The organism is Allobosea lupini (assembly GCF_900109525.1).
In the GTDB taxonomy this organism is placed as follows: Bacteria; Pseudomonadota; Alphaproteobacteria; order Rhizobiales; family Beijerinckiaceae; genus Allobosea; species Allobosea lupini.
This window is the reverse complement of record NZ_FOAN01000005.1, coordinates 282,143-298,616: the sequence shown is the minus strand read 5'-3', so window position 1 is coordinate 298,616 and position 16,474 is coordinate 282,143. Positions and strand designations below refer to the sequence as shown.

Genomic DNA, 16,474 nt, shown 5'->3' with positions numbered 1-16,474 from the left:
CCCCTTATTGGCCCTCAGCGGGCGTCTTTCGCTTGATCGGTCAGGCAACAAGGATGCCGGTCTTGGCTTCGCCGACATCCTGGGAGGCATGGGCGGCATGCATGCCGTAATCGCGCCTGGCCGCTTCCGGTGAGACGAGGCCGAGCGCGATGTCGCGGGCGATCGCCTCGCGGGAGCGTTCCGAGGCCGGGCCGTAGCCGGCGCCGCCGGCGAGCACGAGCTCGACGATCTCGTGCGGCTGCCTGACCTGGACGAGGTCGCCGGTGCCGACGTCCTTCAGCACATGGCCCTGCTCGTCGATGATCCGGCCGGAGGCGCCGCCGCCGGCCTTGCCCTCGAACAGGCCCGGGATCGGGTTGTTGACCCCTTCCGGATAGAGCGAGACCAGGGTCGGCAGGCCGTCATCGGAGAGCTTGCGCAGGCGCACGCGCTGGCCGAGGCCGCCGCGCTGGCGGCCAGCGCCGCCGGAGTCGGTCAGATAGGTCTTCTCGACCACCAGCACCGGCACCCGCGATTCGAAGGTCTCGATCGAGGTGTTGGCCGCCGAGGTCGGGTAGAGCAGGCCGGACTTGCCGTCGCCATGGGCCGAGCCGCCCTGGCCGCCGCCGACGAAGAGCATGTCGGAATAGGTGTCGCCGGCCTGGTCGCGGCCATAGACGCTCGCCGCCACCGGCAGGCCGGTGAAGGCCTGCACCTGCTTGGGCGCCGCCTGCGACAGGGCGCGGAAAATATTCGGCGCCAGGTACCAGCCGGTGCGGGTGCGCAGGTTGACCGCCAGCGGCTTGTCGCAGTTCAGGATCGAGCCCTTGGGCGCATCGATCGAGAAGGCGCGGTAGCAGCCGGCATTGCCGCGCACCGACGGCGTCAGCATGCATTTCAGCGGGTAGGTGGCGTGCGCCATCGTGTAGTTGAGCGTGCAGTTCAGCCCGCCCTGCGGCAGCTGTGGCGGCGCGCCGGCAAAGTCGAGATGGATGGTGTCGTCCTTCACCGTCAGCGCCAGCGGATAGGTCATCGGCGTGCCGAGCGGGTTGTTCGAGACGGTGCCGTGATAGGTGCCGTCAGGCAGCGCGCGGATCGCCTCGCGCATCGCCTTCTCGGAACGGCTCTGCACGACATGGGCGAGGGCGCGCAGGTCCTGCATGCCGTAGTCGGTGAGGAAGGACTGCAGCCGCTCGGTGCCGATGGCGTTGGCGGCGACGAAGGAGTGCAGGTCGCCGAGCACCTGCTCGGAATTGCGCACGTTCTCGGCGAGCAGGCGGACCAGCGTCTCGTTGATCCTGCCGGCTTCGTAGAGCTTCATCGGCGGGATCTGGAAGCCTTCCTCGTAGATCTCGCGGGCGCGCAACGAATCCTTGGTGCCGCCGATGTCGGAGACATGGCCAACGGTACCCATCAGGCCGACGACGCGGTTCCCCAGGAAGACCGGGGTGACGATGGCGATGTCGAAGAGATGACCGGCGCAGAGCCAGGGGTCGTTGGTGATCAGCACGTCACCGGGCTTCAGCGTCTGCGCCGGATAGCGCTCCAGCAGCGCCTTGACCGCGCGCGGCAGCGTCAGGTTGAAGACCGGCATGGCGCGTGGGCTGTGCGCCAGCGTCTCGCCTTCGGGGTCGAGCAGTTCGCAGGCGAAGTCCTGGGCCTCCGAGATCACCAGCGAGAAGGCGGTGCGGCAGACGGTCAGCCACATCTCCTCGACGACGTTGATCATCCGGCTCCACATGATCTCCAGCGAGATCGGATCGGCCTCGATGCGGCGCGCGGCCTCGGCGAGGGGCATGTCGGCGGTGATCGTGGTCTCGGCCGCATTGGCCTGGCCGACATGGATGATCAGGTTCAGGACCTCGTCGATCGTGACGCTGTCGCCGGGCGGCACGATCGTGGTCGCCTCGCGCTCCTCGATGATCGCCGGGCCCTTGATCGTGTCTCCGGCGCGCAGGGCGTAGCGGTCATAGACCTCCGCCTCGCTCCAGCCGCCCTCGAACCAGGCACGGCGGCTGCCCTTGACCTTGTTCGTGGCGTCGCCGCCGCCGGCAGCGCCGGAGAGCGAGAGCGTCGGCACCGGGCCGGCACAGCGGACGCGGAAGTTGATCGCTTCCAGACGGGCGCCCTCATAGACCGAGGTGTAGCGGGCCGAATAGGCCTTGCTGAAGGCGGTGCGGATCGCCTCCAGGCTCGACGCATCGATCGCGCCGGAGGGCAGCGGCACGGAGATGTCGTGCATCTGGCCGACGAGACGCATATCGGCCGTGCGCTCGACAGTGACATCGGCGGGCTTCACCCCGGCCTCGATCAGGTGCTTGCGGCCTTCTTCCTCCAGCTCGGTCAGCACGCGGTTGACCGCGGCGGCGTCGAAGCCTTCGGAGAACTCGACCGGCAGCGAGCGCACCATGTCGAAGGACAGCGGCGCGGCGAGGAAGCCGAGCGCCGAGGCAGCGCCCGAGGCCGGCGGGATGATGACCTGCCTGACGCCGAGCACGCGGGCGACATCGACGGCATGGGCGGGGCCGGCGCCGCCGAAGCCGACCATGGCGTAATGGCGGGGGTCCTTGCCCTTCTCGACGAGATGGACGCGGGCGGCGGCGCCCATGCTCTCGACCACGACCTTGTGGATGCCCCAGGCCGCTTCCTCGATGGAGAGGCCGAGCGGCTCGGCGACGGTGGCGACGGCCTTGCGCGCTGCGTCGAGATCGAGCGCCATGCGCCCGCCGAGGAAGAAGCCGGGATCGTAGTAGCCGAGCACGAGATTGGCGTCGGTCACGGTCGGCTTCGTGCCGCCCATGCCATAGCAGGCCGGGCCGGGATCGGAGCCGGCCGAATGCGGGCCGACCTTGAGCAGGCCGACCTCGTCGATCGCCGCGATCGAGCCGCCGCCAGCACCGATCTCGATCATGTCGATCACCGGCGCCTTGATCGGCAGGCCAGAGCCCTTGGCGAAGCGGTTGACGCGGCCGGCTTCCAGCATCGGCGCGATCTCGGCGCGGCCGTCCTCGATCATGCAGGCCTTGGCAGTGGTGCCGCCCATGTCGAAGGAGATCACGTCCTTGTGGCCGGCGAGCTCGCCGAACAGGGCCGTGGCGAGGCCGCCGCCGGCCGGACCGCTCTCGAGCAGGCGGATCGGGAAGGTGCGGGCCGTCTCGGGCGAGACCAGGCCGCCGGCCGAATGCATCAGCCGGAGCGCGCCGGTGAAGGAGCGGGCGGCAAGCTCGCGCTCAAGCCGCTCGAGATAGCGCCGCATCAGCGGCTGGACATAGGCGTTGGCGGCGGTGGTGACGAAGCGCTGGTATTCCCAGATCTCGGCGACGACCTCGCTCGACAGCGAGACCGTGAGTTCCGGGCAGGTCTCTCGCACGATGCGCCCCGCTTCCTGCTCATGGGCGGGGTTGCGGTAGCTGTTGAGGAAGCAGATCGCGATCGCCTCGCAGCCGGCGGCGGCGAGCTCGCGGGCGGCCTTGCGCACCGCTTCGGCGTCGAGCGCGGTCACGACCTTGCCGTCGCGGTCCATGCGCTCGGGCACTTCAAGGCGATGCTCGCGCGAGACCAGCGGATCGGGGAAGGTCAGGAAGAGATCGTAGATGTCGTAGCGCTGCTCGGTCCCCATTTCGAGGATGTCGCGGAAGCCCTTCGTGGTGATCAGGCCGAGCCTGGAGCCCTTGCGCTCGATCACGGCGTTGGTGACGAGGGTCGTGCCGTGGACGATGTCGCCGACATCGGCGAGCGTGATCCCGGCCATCTCGACGAGTTCCCCAAGGCCGATCAGCGCTGCCTCGGACGGATCGTGCGGAGTGGTCAGGCGCTTGTGCAGAAGGACCGAGCGCTTCTCACCGTCATAGAGGATGAAGTCGGTGAAGGTGCCGCCGATGTCGAAGCCGATGCGCCAGCGATTGCTCATGGAGCGGTCTCCGAAGATGAGAGGTTCAAGGGGAAGAAGCGCTTGTCCTGGGTCAAGGCCGCGATCTCGGCGGCGCCTTCGGCCAGGGAACGGATGATGGAAAGGCGCTCACTCGGCTCGACCGTCGCAGCCGGGAAGGAGATGCAGAGCGCGACCTCGTCGCCGGTGGCGGGATCGCCGAGGCCGACCGAGATGGCGCGCACGCCGCGCACCGCCTCGTCGTGGGACTCAGCAAAGCCGTTGCGGCGGGTCTCGGCCAGCCGCGCCAAAAGCTCGTCCATGTCGCGGGGCGCGGTCTCGGACGGCGCGACGAAGCCCTCAGGGTAGAGCGCGCGGACCTCGGCGTCGGGAAGCCTGGCGAGCAGAGCGCGGCCGGTGCTGGAGGCGAAGGCGGGGATGCGGTCGCCGATCGACGTGACGACCCTGAGCGCGTGCCGGCCGGGATGAGCGGTGACGCCGATGATCTCGGTGCCGCGGCGCACGCTGATATAGCCGGTGTGGCCGATCTCATCGGAGACGCGTCCGACCACGGCGTCGGCGCGGTCGATCAGCGAAGCGGCGAAGCGATAGAGCTGGCCGATCTGGGCGAGCAGCAGCGCCGGGCGATAGCGCTTGCTGTCGCCGACCGTCTCGAGAAGTCCCTCGTCGCGCATCGCCCTGAGCAGGCGCGAGGCGTTGCTCTTTGGCATGCCCAGGAGAGTCACGAGGTCGGTCACGGTCACGTCGTGACGCGTGCTGGAGAAGCAACGAAGCACGTCTGCGGCTGCCGTCAGAATGGACATCCGGATCGCTTCCAAAGAAGTTCCAAAAAATGGAACTCAAGTTTCAATAAAAGGAACATTACGCCGGCTTGACGGTGAGTCAAGACCGTTTGTGTCGGCGATGGATATCAGGCGGTTCGAATCGTTCGCGCGGGGAGGCGAGATCGGTCCTGCGGGACCCTAGATGCGGGGCGTCTTTCGCGAGAGGCTGTGGTCCTGCGACCTGCTCTGCCCGCCGTATGAGACGCAATCCTCGGGCAAGCTCACCGCCTATAGACTGGATGCGAGGCTCCAGAAAATGGAGCCTCCTTCAAAAGGCGAGGGCCGCGAACCAGAATAGCGACTCTCTTCTTCTCGATATTTCAAGGGCTTAGTGTGTGGCATGAGGGTTGCTGAGGCGGCGCGCGGACTGGCTGGAGCGCAGCGGGAATGAATTGGCAGGCAATCGTCGATTTCGACGGGACCATCTCGCGCGAGGATACGACCGACCGCGTGCTGCAGCGTTTCGCGGAACCGGGCTGGGAAGAGATCGAGGCGGACTGGGTCGCCGGCAAGATCGGCTCGCGCGAATGCATGCAGCGCCAGGTCGCGCTGCTGCATGCCTCGCCCGACGTGTTCGACACCTTCGTCTCCTCGCTGGCGATCGACTGGGGCTTCGCTGCCTTCGTGCGGCTGTGCCAGCGCGCCGGGATTCCGGTGACGGTTGTCTCCGACGGGCTCGACCGCACGATTCATGCGCTTTTGGGCCGTGCCGGCCTCAGCGGCCTGACCGTCGTCGCGAACCATATCGAGCAGCTGCCCGGCGATCGCTGGCGGCTGACCTCGCCGCATGCCGACCCTTCAGGCGGCTGCGCCAGCGGCACCTGCAAGTGCCGCGTCGCCAGCAGCCTTTCCCGGCCGCTGACCCTCCTGGTCGGCGATGGTCGCTCGGATTTCTGCGTCGCCGGCCAGGCCGACCTCGTCTTCGCCAAGAAGAGCCTGATCGCGCATTGCCGCGAGAACGGCATCGGCTACCGCCCGTTCAACACCTTCTCGGAGGCCGTCGGCCTCCTCGAAACCCTGCTGTCGGAAACCACGAGCGAACCGGCGGCCCCTGCACGCAAGGACATGATCAATGGATGACGGCTTCACCCTGCTCGACCGCGCCGAGCAGGTCGATATTTCCTCCGCGCCGGCAGCGACGCTGGCCGAGGAGGAAGCCCGCCTTCTCGCGCTCGAGGCGCAGTACTGCTCGCATGGCGACACCGTCCACTACACGCAGTTCCCGAAGATCTTCTCGGGCTGCGAGGGCTCGTTCATGCTCGATGCGGCGGGCAACCGCTTCCTCGACCTGCAGATGTGGTACTCGGCCGTCAATTTCGGCTACGCCAATCCGCGCCTGAACACTGCGCTGAAGCGCCAGATCGATACGCTGCCGCAGGTGGCGAGCCAGTATCTGCACCGCGAGAAGATCGAGCTTGCGGCGATGATCGCGCAAGATGCGCAGCGCAAGTTCGGCGCCAAGGGGCGCGTCCATTTCAATGTCGGCGGCGCCCAGGCGGTCGAGGATTCACTGAAGCTCGTGCGCAATGCCAAGAAGGGCAAGAGCCTGATGTTCGCCTTCGAGGGCGGCTATCACGGCCGCACGCTCGGCGCCTCGGCGATCACCTCGTCCTATCGCTATCGCCGCCGCTTCGGCCATTTCGGCGAGCGCGCGCATTTCATCCCTTTCCCCTACCATTTCCGCGGCCCCAAGGGGATGAGCAAGGAGGAGTACGGGCATCACTGCGTGCAGCAATTCGCCCGGCTGTTCGAGAGCGAATACAACGGCGTCTGGGATCCCAAGGTCGGCGAGGCCGAGTACGCGGCGTTCTATGTCGAGCCGCTGCAGGGCACCGGCGGCTACGTCATCCCGCCGCCGAACTTCTTCAGCGAGCTCAAGAAGGTGCTCGACCAGCACGGCATCCTGCTGGTGGTCGACGAGATCCAGATGGGCTTCTACCGGACCGGCAAGCTCTGGTCGATCGAGCATTTCGGCGTGCAACCGGACGTGATCGTCTTCGGCAAGGCGGTGACCAACGGCCTGAACCCGCTCTCCGGCATCTGGGCCAAGGAAGAGCTGATCAACCCGACCGTGTTCCCGCCGGGCTCGACCCACTCCACCTTCAACGCCAACCCGCTCGGCACCGCCGTCGCGCTGGAGGCGATGAAGATGATGCAGGAAGAGGACTACGAGACCATGGTCATGGCCAAGGGCAAGTATTTCCTCGACGGGCTGCAGGGGCTGAAGCGCCGCCACAGGATCGTCGGCGAGGTCGACGGGCTCGGCATGGCGCTGCGGATCGAGATCTGCGAGCCGCATGACAGCTTCACCCCGTCGAAGCGGCTGGTCGACCTGATGTGCGACGAGGGCATGAAGGCCGACCTCGAGGTCGGCGGCAAGCGCTACGGCCTCGTGCTCGATATCGGCGGCTACTACAAGAACGTCATCACCCTCGCGCCGGCATTGACCATGAGCTACGCCGAGATCGACCTCGCGATCGAGCTGCTCGACCAGCTCTTCGCCCGCGTCGCCGGCGCCTGAGCAGCGGAGACGGGCCTTGCGCCTGCGCGTGATCGACCTCGACGGTAGCGTGGCGGCGCAGGAGCCGCTGCGCCGGCGCATCGATGCCGGCACGGCCGCGTGCATCGAGGCCGCCGACCTTGCCGGCGCCATGCGCATCGTCGCGAGCCGCCGGGCCAAGGCCGAGCTGCTACAACGCCTTGGCCAATGTGACGGCGAGGGAAAGAGCGTGCCCGTCTTCTTCTACGGCTCGGGTGATTTCCATCACGTCACCTCGGTGCTGCTGGGCCGTGTCGAGGAGCCGGTCACGGTCGTGCACTTCGACAACCATCCCGACTGGGTCAGCTTTCCCGCCACGGTGAATTGCGGCGCCTGGGTCAACCGGGCGCTGGAGCTGCCGCAAGTCCACAAGGTCGTGACGATCGGCCCGTGCAGCGACGATCTCGTGCGTCCCGAATGGCAGTTCGCAAACTTGCGGGCCGTGGCCGAGGGGCGGATCGCGCTCTATCCCTGGCGGCACGAGCCCTCGCGGGTGTGGGGACGCTATGGCAAGACCGCGAGCTATCGCCAGGAGAGCGGCCATCTGCATTGGCGCAACCTCGCCGACGAGGACTGGTCGGATTTCCTCGACGAGCTGATCACGGCGATCCCGACCTCGTCGGTCTGGCTGACGATCGACAAGGACGTGCTCGGGCCGGGCGACGCCTGCACCAACTGGGACCAGGGCGAATTGCCGTTGCGCCATCTGCTGGCGGCTGTGGAGCGGCTGGCAAGCGAGCGCCGGATCGTCGGTGCCGATGTCTGCGGCGACTGGTCGGAGCCGCGCTTCAGCGACCCCTTCCGTGCGACGCTCGCCTATTTTGACCATCCGCCGCGCTTCAGGCCGACGCCCGAGCAACTCTGCGTCAATGCCCGCATCAATGCGAGCCTGATCGACTGCTTCCAGCGGGTGCTGTCATGAACACGACGATCATCCTCTGGTTCGTGGCGTCGATCATCTGCGACGTCGCCGGCCAGATCCTCTTCAAGATCGGCGCCGACCGGCTGCCGCAGGGCGCCGATTTCCGGGCCACGGCGGCGGCAGTGGCGCGCTGCGGCTGGATCACCGCCGGGCTCGCGACCTATGTCGCCGAGTTCTTCATCTGGCTGCGCATTCTCGCCGAAGTGCCGCTCTCGATCGCTTTTCCGATCGCGAGCGCCAATTTCCTCGCCATCACCCTGGCCAGCGCCGTCGTCCTCGGCGAGCGCGTCGGCCGGCGGCAATGGCTCGGCTCCTTCCTGATCACTTGCGGCGTCATCATCGTCGCCAGAACAGCCTGACGGACATGTTCCGATGACCAAGCGCGATTTCAGTGTCCGCCTCGCCGGGGACCGCACCGGCTTCCTGCTCATCCACGGCCTCGGCGGCACCCCGGTCGAGCTGCGCTTCGTCGCCCGTGCGCTGCACCGGGCCGGCCATACCGTGCACTGCCCGCAGCTCGCCGGGCATTGCGCCGGGGAGGCGGAGATCCTCGCCACCGGCTGGCGCGACTGGACGCAGAGCGTCTTTGACGAGCTCGAGCGCATGCGCGAGATCTGCGATACGGTCATCGTCGGCGGCCTATCCATGGGCGCGGTGCTGGCGATGCATGTGGCCGCCCAGCGCCCGAAAGAGGTCGATGGGCTCGCGCTCTACGCACCGACCTTCTGGTATGATGGCTGGTCGATCCCGCGCTATGCCTTCCTGCTGAAATGGTTCATCAACACGCCGTTCGGGCGGCGCTACAGTTTCGTCGAGCGCGAGCCCTATGGGCTGAAGGACACGCGCTCCCGGGCCCTCGTGGTCTCCTCGCTGACGAGCGGCGACAGCTCGACCGCCGGCCTGCTCGGCACGCCGTCCGGCGCGCTGAAGCAGATGTGGGACCTGATCGCGGTCACTCGCCGCGAGCTCCCGCAGGTCAAATGCCCGGCCCTGCTGGTCCATCCGCGCGAAGACGATATCGCCGACCTCAGGAACGCCTTCGAGATCCAGCGCAAGCTCGGCGGGCTGGTCGATGCGGTGATCCTCGACGACAGCTATCACCTCGTCACCATCGACCAGCAGCATGACATCGTGATCGAGCGCTCACTGGCGCTGGCTGCGCGGCTTGCCAAGGCCCACCGCCCGGTGACGCCGCTGCGTGTCGTGGCAGCCGAATGAGCGCGCCCGAAGGCCATATCCTGGCCGGCATCGCGGATGTCTCCGCTGCCGCCTGGGACGGCTGCCTGCCCGGCGAGGCCGAGTGCCATGCCTATTACACTGCCTGCGACGCGGTCGCCGCGCAGGCCGGTGTCGGCCTGCGCATGGCGGCCGCCTGTGCGGGATCCGACGGCGAGATCGTCGCGGTGGTGCCGTTCTTCCGGCTGAGCTATCGGCTCGACACGCCGCTGCAGGGCAAGCTCAGGGGCTTCGGCGACGCCCTGTTCCGCCATGTGCCGGGACTGGTCACGCTGAAGGTGCTCTGCATCGGCTCGCCCTATGCCGAGCGCTGCCATCTCGGCTTCTCGCCGAAGCTCGACGCCGCTGGGCGCGCTGCGGCCTTCCAGGCGCTTGCCGCCGCGCTGGAGCGGCAGGCTGCCGAGGAGAAGGCGCATCTGGTGGTCTGGAAGGACCTGGCCCCAGCCGAGGAAAAGGGCTTCGGCGGCGCCCTGAAGCAGGCGGGCTTCGCCCGGCTCGGCAGCCTGCCGATCGCGCTGCTCGACCTGCCCTTCAAGGATGAAGCCGCCTATCTCGCCTCGCTCTCCGCGGCGACGCGCAAGGACATCAAGCGCAAGCTCGCCAAGGCGAGCGAGGTCCGCATCGCCTTCCATACCGACATCACCGGGCTGGAGCCGACGATCGACGCGCTCTATGCGGCGACGCGAGCCCAGAGCGGGCTGGATTATGGCGATCTCGAAGTGCTGCCGCCCGGCTATTTCGGCGCGGTCTCGCGTGCGCTCGGCGAGCGGGCGGTGTTCGTGCTCTACTGGATCGGCGAGGAGCTCGCCGCCTTCAACCTGCTGCTGGTCGAGCCCGACCGGGTGATCGACAAGTTCCTGGGCATGCGCTACCCGCTGGCCCGCGAGCACAATCTCTACGCCGTGAGCTGGATGGCGAATGTCCGCTTCTGTCTGGAGCGCGGCATCGACAAGCTCCAGAGCGGCCAGACCGCCTATGCCGCGAAGCTGCGCTTCGGCAGCCGGCTGGTGCCCTCGACCCTGCATGTCCGCCACCGGCTCGCGCCGCTGCAATGGGCGCTGCGGTCCTTGAGTCCCTGGCTCGGCTTCGAGCGCTTCGACCCCGATCTCGCCGCAATCGCCCGAAAGAAGGCCGCATGAGCAGCATCTCGCCACCGGCAAGCAGTGCATGGGGCCGTCAGCTGGCGATCTGGCTCACCTTCATCGTGCTCGACACCGGTACCCAGCTCGCCTTCAAATGGGGCGCCGACGGGCTCGGCGACATGGACTTCGGCCTCGCCATGATGGCGAAGGCGGTGTCGCTGCCGGGCGTCTGGCTGGCGACGCTCGGCTATATCGGCGTCTTCGTCGTCTGGATGGTCATCCTGCGCGACACGCCGCTCAGCCGCGCCTTCCCGATGACGGGATTGGTCTATGTCACAGTTCCGCTGTTCGCCTGGTTCACCTTCGACGAACATATCGACCTGGTTCGTGCAGGCGGAATCGCGCTGATCATCGCGGGCGTGTTCCTGCTCGGAGGGGACGAATGAAACGTGGAGCTGGCCTTGGACTCGGCCTGATCGTGCTGGTTGCGACTGCGTGGATGGCGGCGCTGCCGGCCCTGGCCGATCCGATGACCGAGATCGTCGGGCGCTGGCGCGATTCCGACGGGGAATCCGAGATCGCGATCAGCCGCTGCGGCCCGGCACTGTGCGGCAAGATCGTCTGGCTGAAAGAGGAGCGCTTCGACATCTACAATCCCAATGAGGGGCTGCGGAAGCGCTCGCTGATGGGAATCCAGGTGCTCTCCGGCTTCAAGCCGGCTGCGAAAGGCGGCCTCGAGGGCGAGGGCTATAATCCCGCCGATGGCAAGACCTATCGCACGACGCTCGAACTGGCTTCCTCCGGGAGCCTCGTCATGCGCGGCTGCGTACTCGGCGGTCTGATCTGCGACGACGACACCTGGTCGCGGCAGCCATGACGGTGGCCGGCGGCCGGAGGTGAGGGAAACGAGATCCGGCATGTCGACGCGGATGGCATCGCTCAGGTTCAGGCTGGTGATCGGATTCATGCTGGTCAGCGTGCCGGCGATGCTTGCCTCCGCCTTCATCGCCGCCAGGCTGATCTCCGATGCCTTCGAGGACAATGTCGAGCAATGGCTCGGCGACACCTCGCGCTTCTTCGCGCTCGAGATCGCCGAGGCGACGCAGGAGGCGCAGCGCGTCGCCGGCGTGATCGGTCACCGGCTCGAGCAATCGAGCAGCGACCAGAAGATGCAGAAGACCGTCGAGCGCGAGTTTGCGGTCCTGAACTCGGTCGGCTACGACCTGATCGCGATCTATCGCCCGGGCGGCGAAGTGCTGTTCAAGACGCGAGATTTCAGCAGCCTCACCCCGTTGCCGACCGAGACCAGCCTCGGCCTGTTCCGCATCGAGACCGACGGCAAGCGCTGGATCATGGCAGGCGCCGTCCAGGCCGTGCAGATCGGCGGCCAGCCGGCCAATCTCCTGGTCGGGACCTGGCTCGACGAAAGCTCCTTCGGTGGCATCAAGGTGGTGACGGCGCTGGAGATCCGCTTCTTCGCCCTGTTCGACGGCAAGCCCGAACTGATCATGCAGACGCATTCCGATCGCACGGCCGTCATACCTGCGGCCATACGGGCGAGATTGGAGGCCGGGGAGGACGAGATCTTCGATCCCGATGCCGATGGCGGCGCCTACCGCGCTGTCTATGCGGGACTGCGCGGCATCGACGGCCAGCTCGCGGCGATCAGCTTCATCGGCATGCGCAGCGAGGCGGGGTTCTTCGAGCAGCTTGGCCGCGAGAGCCTGTTCCTCGGCATCTTCCTGCTCGGCAGCGCGATCTCGATCGTCGTCGGTATCCTGACCTCGGACCTGCTGGTGCGGCCGCTGCGCGCTTTGACCCATGGCGTGCGCGCGATCGCGGCCGGGGATTTCGGCCAGCGCGTCTCGGCGGGCGGCGGGCGCGAGATCGTCGAGCTCGCCACCGGCTTCAACGGCATGGCCGAGCAGCTCGGCAAGCTGCAGGAGCTCGAGGCGGAGCTCCGGCGAAAGGACCGGCTCTCGGCGCTCGGGCAGGCGGCAATGGTGATCGCCCATGAGGTGCGCAACCCGCTCGGTATCATCAAGACCTCGACGGAGGTCGTCCGCAACCGCGCCAAGCTCGGCAATGCTGAAGAGAAGATGCTGGGCTACGTTATCGACGAGGTGCGCCGCATCGAGACGCTGGTCCGCGACTTTCTCGATTTCGCGCAGCCCAAGCCGCCGGTGAAGATCGAGATCCCCTTGCGTGCAGTGATCGATCGCGTCGCGGACATCGCGGCGCCCGAGTTCTCTCGCCGGAAGATTAAGCTGACCGTCGAGGATACGAGCGGGGGGGGACCGTCCTCGGCGACCCCGATCAACTCTACCAGGCCTGTCTCAACCTCGTCCTCAACGCGATCGACGCGATGCCCGAGGGCGGCACGATCCAGGCCAGCCTGCGCGCCACCGGGGAGGGGGTCTCGCTGACGATCAGCGACGAGGGCGCCGGCGTGCCGGATGCGATCCGGCCGGAGATCTTCAACCCGTTCTTCACCACCAAGGCCAAGGGCTCAGGGCTCGGGCTCGCAAAGGTGCAGACCGTGGCGGAGGCCCATGGCGGCAGCGCCACCTGCGTCTGCGAACCGGGGCGGGGCGCAGCCTTCACCATCACCCTGCCGCGGGCGAAACCGGGAGCACCGGCATGAGCCATTCCATCCTGGTGGTCGACGACGAGGTGCGGCTCGCCGACGTGCTGGCGGCAGCGCTGGAGGATCTCGGCTTCCGCGCCACGGCCGTCCACAGCGCGCGTGCTGCACTTGGCGAGCTCGAACAGGCGCGCTTCGACCTGGTGCTGACCGATCTCAGGCTGCCGGTGATGGACGGACGCGAGCTGTTGCGGGAGGTTCGCAGCCGCTGGCCCGAGGTGCCGGTCATCATCATCACTGCCTTTGCAGCGGTGCGCGACGCGGTCGACCTCGTCAAGGAAGGTGCGTTCGACTACATCGCCAAGCCCTTCGAGATTGATGACGTCTCGGCCACGATCAGGCGGGCACTGCGCCTCGCCGATGTGGTGCGCGACAATGAAAGGCTGCGCAGCGAGCTCGAAGGTCGCTACAGCTTCGACACCCTGGTCGGCAACAGCGCCTCATTCCGCCGCGTGATCGAGCAGGTCACCGAGGTCTGCGAGACGAAGGCAACCGTGCTGCTGAACGGCGAGAGCGGCACCGGCAAGGAGCTGGTCGCCAAGGCGATCCACTTCAACAGCCCGCGACGCGACAAGCCCTTCGTCGTGGTCAATTGCGCGGCGATCCCCGAACCCCTGCTGGAGAGCGAGCTCTTCGGCCATGTGAAGGGTGCCTTCACCGGGGCGCTCGCCAACCGTACCGGGCGCTTCGCCGCGGCCGATGGCGGCACGCTCTTCCTCGACGAGATCGGCGATATGCCGCTCCCGATCCAGGCCAAGCTGCTGCGGGTGATCCAGGAGCGCAGCTTCGAGCCGGTCGGCGCGACCCGGACCCAGACGGTCGATGTCAGGCTGGTCGCGGCGACGCACAAGGACATGCGCCAGGCCGTCGACAAGGGCAGCTTCCGCGAGGACCTGTTCTACCGGCTCAACGTCTTCCCTATCGTGCTGCCGCCGCTGCGGGACCGCGCCGACGACGTCCCGCTGCTGGCCACGCATTTCCTGGCCGAGCTGGCTGAAGGGATGGGCAAGCGAGCGAGCGGCTTCTCGCCGGCCGCGCTGGCTGCCATGACCGCCTATGACTGGCCGGGAAACATCCGCGAGCTGCACAACTGCATCGAAAGGGCGGTGATCGTAGCCAAGGCGCCGACGATCGATGCTGGCGACCTGCCGCAGGATCTGTTCAACGCCACGCGCCGGGGCGATCGCGACAGCTTGCCGCGCGATCTCGACGCCGAACTCGAGCGGATCGAGCGCGATTTCATCCTCGAGGCGCTCAGGCGCAGCGACGGCGTGCAGGTCAGGGCTGCGAAATTGCTAGGCATAGCGGAAAGAAGCCTTTGGCACCGCATTAAGAAACTCGGTATTAGGCTGGGCCGCGCGATCGCGGACTGACGACCCATGGGACGACCCTCTCCATGCTTTCTCTCGTACGTCACGAACGTCCAGCCCGCGGCCGGCGCCGGCACGTCGCCGTCCTGGCCGGGATCGCCGCGCTGCTCGTCCTCTCCAACGGGGTGGTGCGCGCGAACGACGATGACGACGACGACGATGACGACACCAAGAAGATCCTGACCGATCCGACTCCGGCCAAGGGCTGGATCGTCACGCTGGGCGGCTCGTTCCAGGTCGGCCCGAAATATGACGGAGCAAACTCCGCCGGGCCGTCTTTCATGCCGTCCCTGTCCTGGCGCCGCGCCGGGGAGCCGGCCGGGTTCAGCGCCCCCGACGACAGCCTGGACTACGCCATCTACGACACTGATCGCTTCGATGTCGGCGTGGTCGGCGCCTATCGCTCCGGTCGTTACTCAGGCTCTAATATCCGGCTGCTCGGCATGCGCGACGTGCCCTGGGCGATCGAGGCCGGCGTCTTCGCCGAGTACTGGGTCATCCCCGAGCGGTTGCGCACCCGTGTCGAAGTCCGCCAGGGCTTCAACGGGCATCATGGCGTGGTCGCCGACTTCTCGGCCGACTGGGTCGAGCGCTTCGGCGCCTTCACCTTCGCCGTCGGTCCACGTGCCTCGCTCGGCAGCGCTTCCTATATGCGCCGGAATTTCGGCGTGCTGCCGGGAGAGGCTGCGCTCAACGGCACGATTTCCGCCTACAAGCCCGGTGCCGGCGCCAAATCGGTCGGTCTCGCCTCGTCGCTGGAATATGCGTGGTCGCCGAGCTTCTCGACCACGCTGTTCGCCCGCTACGACCGGCTGGTCGGGGACGCCGGCAACTCGCCTCTGGTCGACAGGCTGGGGCAGCGCAACCAGTTCTCGGTCGGCATCGGCGCGAGCTATTCCTTCAACATCGGCGGTTGAGTAGACACTCAGGGCACCAGGATCACGCCCGAGCTGGCGAAGGAGAGCCAGACAGGCGTGCCCGGCAGCAGCATGTCGTCGACATCGTGGCTGATGACGAAGAGTTCCCCGACCGCGGTCTCGATCATCAGGTCGAGATGGTTGCCGAGATAAGCGCATTTGCGGACGCTGCCCGGCAGTGTGCCCTGGCTTTCATGGCGCGAAACCAGCAGGCTCTGCGGCCGGATGGCTGCCTTCGCGGGGCCCGGCTGCAGGCCGCGCGCCGCCAATGAGACGTTCGCCGGACCGATCGCGACGGCAGCCCGCCCGTCGGCGACTGATTTCACGGTGACGTCGACCATGTTGGCGTCGCCGATGAAGTCGGCCACGAAGGCGTCGGCGGGTTCCTCATAGAGCTGGCGCGGCGTGCCTTCCTGGGCGATGCGGGAATTCGACATCACGATGATGCGGTCGGAGACGGCGAGCGCCTCCTCCTGATCGTGTGTGACATAGGCGACGGTGAGGTTGAGCGTCTGCTGCAGTTCGCGAATCTCCTCGCGCACGCGCCGGCGCAATTTGGCATCGAGATTTGAGAGCGGCTCATCGAAGAGCAGGACCTGTGGCTCCAGCACGAGGGCGCGGGCCACCGCGACGCGCTGCTGCTGACCGCCTGAGAGCTCCGAGGGAAAACGCTTCTCGAAGCCCTTGAGGCCGACCAGCGCCAGCTTCTCCAGCGCCATCTCCTGCGCCTTGGCCTTGGGCAGGCCCTTCACGGTCGGGCCGTAGGCGGCATTCTCGAGCACGTTCATATGCGGGAAGAGTGCATAGGACTGGAAGACCATGCTGACGTCGCGATCGGCGGCGGAGAGCCGGGTGACGTCCTTGTCGCCGATCAGGATCTGGCCCTCGCTGGCGATCTCCAGCCCGGCGATCATGCGCAGCGTCGTGGTCTTGCCGCAGCCGGAGGGACCGAGCAGCGTGACGAGCTTGCCGGCCTCGATCGAGAAGCTGACATTGTCGACCGCCGTCACCGCGCCGTAGCGCATGCTGACATTGCGGAACGCGACTGAGGCGGGGCCGGCCTTGGGCATGG

At 67.2% G+C, this 16,474-nt stretch carries 15 protein-coding genes; 12 read left to right on the top strand and 3 right to left on the bottom strand.

All coding sequences use genetic code 11. The features are described from left to right. Positions 1-40: 40 nt before the first annotated feature. Together BMZ21_RS16805 and BMZ21_RS16800 are read right to left on the bottom strand one after the other, a co-directional pair. Positions 41-3,889, bottom strand: coding sequence for a hydantoinase B/oxoprolinase family protein (locus BMZ21_RS16805; protein WP_091836650.1), 3,849 nt, complete (start codon positions 3,887-3,889; stop codon positions 41-43). After that, positions 3,886-4,671: an IclR family transcriptional regulator gene (locus tag BMZ21_RS16800; protein ID WP_091836648.1), complete on the bottom strand. Its 786-nt coding sequence runs from the start codon at positions 4,669-4,671 to the stop codon at positions 3,886-3,888. The genes BMZ21_RS16805 and BMZ21_RS16800 overlap by 4 nt, the downstream gene beginning before the upstream one ends. Before the next feature lie 408 nt (positions 4,672-5,079). On the opposite strand from BMZ21_RS16800, the gene BMZ21_RS16795 reads away from it, so the two are divergent. From BMZ21_RS16795 to BMZ21_RS16745, 12 genes are read left to right on the top strand one after another with little or no spacing between them, the layout of a single operon-like run. Next, complete coding sequence (locus tag BMZ21_RS16795; RefSeq protein ID WP_091836646.1) at positions 5,080-5,772, top strand: MtnX-like HAD-IB family phosphatase; 693 nt, start codon at positions 5,080-5,082, stop codon at positions 5,770-5,772. After that, the gene (locus BMZ21_RS16790; RefSeq protein ID WP_091836643.1) at positions 5,765-7,213 is read left to right on the top strand and encodes an aspartate aminotransferase family protein; all 1,449 of its coding nucleotides are present in this window, start codon (positions 5,765-5,767) and stop codon (positions 7,211-7,213) included. Before BMZ21_RS16795 ends, BMZ21_RS16790 begins: the two co-directional genes overlap by 8 nt. 16 nt (positions 7,214-7,229) lie before the next feature. After that, positions 7,230-8,153 carry an arginase family protein gene (locus tag BMZ21_RS16785; RefSeq protein WP_091836640.1) on the top strand — a complete coding sequence of 308 codons (924 nt, stop codon included), beginning with the start codon at positions 7,230-7,232 and terminating at the stop codon, positions 8,151-8,153. Beyond that, positions 8,150-8,512 carry an EamA family transporter gene (locus BMZ21_RS16780; protein ID WP_091836638.1) on the top strand — a complete coding sequence of 121 codons (363 nt, stop codon included), beginning with the start codon at positions 8,150-8,152 and terminating at the stop codon, positions 8,510-8,512. The genes BMZ21_RS16785 and BMZ21_RS16780 overlap by 4 nt, the downstream gene beginning before the upstream one ends. 13 nt (positions 8,513-8,525) lie before the next feature. Then, entirely contained in the window at positions 8,526-9,371 is an 846-nt protein-coding gene (locus BMZ21_RS16775) for an alpha/beta hydrolase (protein WP_091836635.1), read from the top strand. After that, positions 9,368-10,528, top strand: a complete 1,161-nt coding sequence (locus BMZ21_RS16770) for a GNAT family N-acetyltransferase (RefSeq protein WP_091836633.1) — start codon at positions 9,368-9,370, stop codon at positions 10,526-10,528. The genes BMZ21_RS16775 and BMZ21_RS16770 overlap by 4 nt, the downstream gene beginning before the upstream one ends. Next, entirely contained in the window at positions 10,525-10,917 is a 393-nt protein-coding gene (locus BMZ21_RS29950; protein ID WP_167561660.1) for a DMT family transporter, read from the top strand. The genes BMZ21_RS16770 and BMZ21_RS29950 overlap by 4 nt, the downstream gene beginning before the upstream one ends. Beyond that, the gene (locus tag BMZ21_RS29945; protein ID WP_143079724.1) at positions 10,914-11,348 is read left to right on the top strand and encodes a DUF2147 domain-containing protein; all 435 of its coding nucleotides are present in this window, start codon (positions 10,914-10,916) and stop codon (positions 11,346-11,348) included. The genes BMZ21_RS29950 and BMZ21_RS29945 overlap by 4 nt, the downstream gene beginning before the upstream one ends. A 40-nt stretch (positions 11,349-11,388) precedes the next feature. Continuing rightward, positions 11,389-12,897: a methyl-accepting chemotaxis protein gene (locus BMZ21_RS16760; protein ID WP_091836628.1), complete on the top strand. Its 1,509-nt coding sequence runs from the start codon at positions 11,389-11,391 to the stop codon at positions 12,895-12,897. Further along, on the top strand, positions 12,837-13,115 hold the full coding sequence (locus tag BMZ21_RS16755) for an ATP-binding protein (RefSeq protein WP_091836626.1): 279 nt from the start codon (positions 12,837-12,839) through the stop codon (positions 13,113-13,115). The genes BMZ21_RS16760 and BMZ21_RS16755 overlap by 61 nt, the downstream gene beginning before the upstream one ends. Then, on the top strand, positions 13,112-14,488 hold the full coding sequence (locus BMZ21_RS16750; protein ID WP_091836624.1) for a sigma-54-dependent transcriptional regulator: 1,377 nt from the start codon (positions 13,112-13,114) through the stop codon (positions 14,486-14,488). The genes BMZ21_RS16755 and BMZ21_RS16750 overlap by 4 nt, the downstream gene beginning before the upstream one ends. A gap of 23 nt (positions 14,489-14,511) precedes the next feature. Next, a complete protein-coding gene (locus BMZ21_RS16745; RefSeq protein WP_091836622.1) occupies positions 14,512-15,402 on the top strand; it encodes a MipA/OmpV family protein in 891 nt (296 codons plus the stop codon). A gap of 8 nt (positions 15,403-15,410) precedes the next feature. Here BMZ21_RS16745 and BMZ21_RS16740 read toward each other — a convergent pair whose 3' ends face one another. Further along, positions 15,411-16,472 (bottom strand): ABC transporter ATP-binding protein, encoded by a 1,062-nt coding sequence (locus BMZ21_RS16740; protein WP_091836620.1) that lies wholly within the window; start codon positions 16,470-16,472, stop codon positions 15,411-15,413. Between the last annotated feature and the right edge of the window lie 2 nt (positions 16,473-16,474).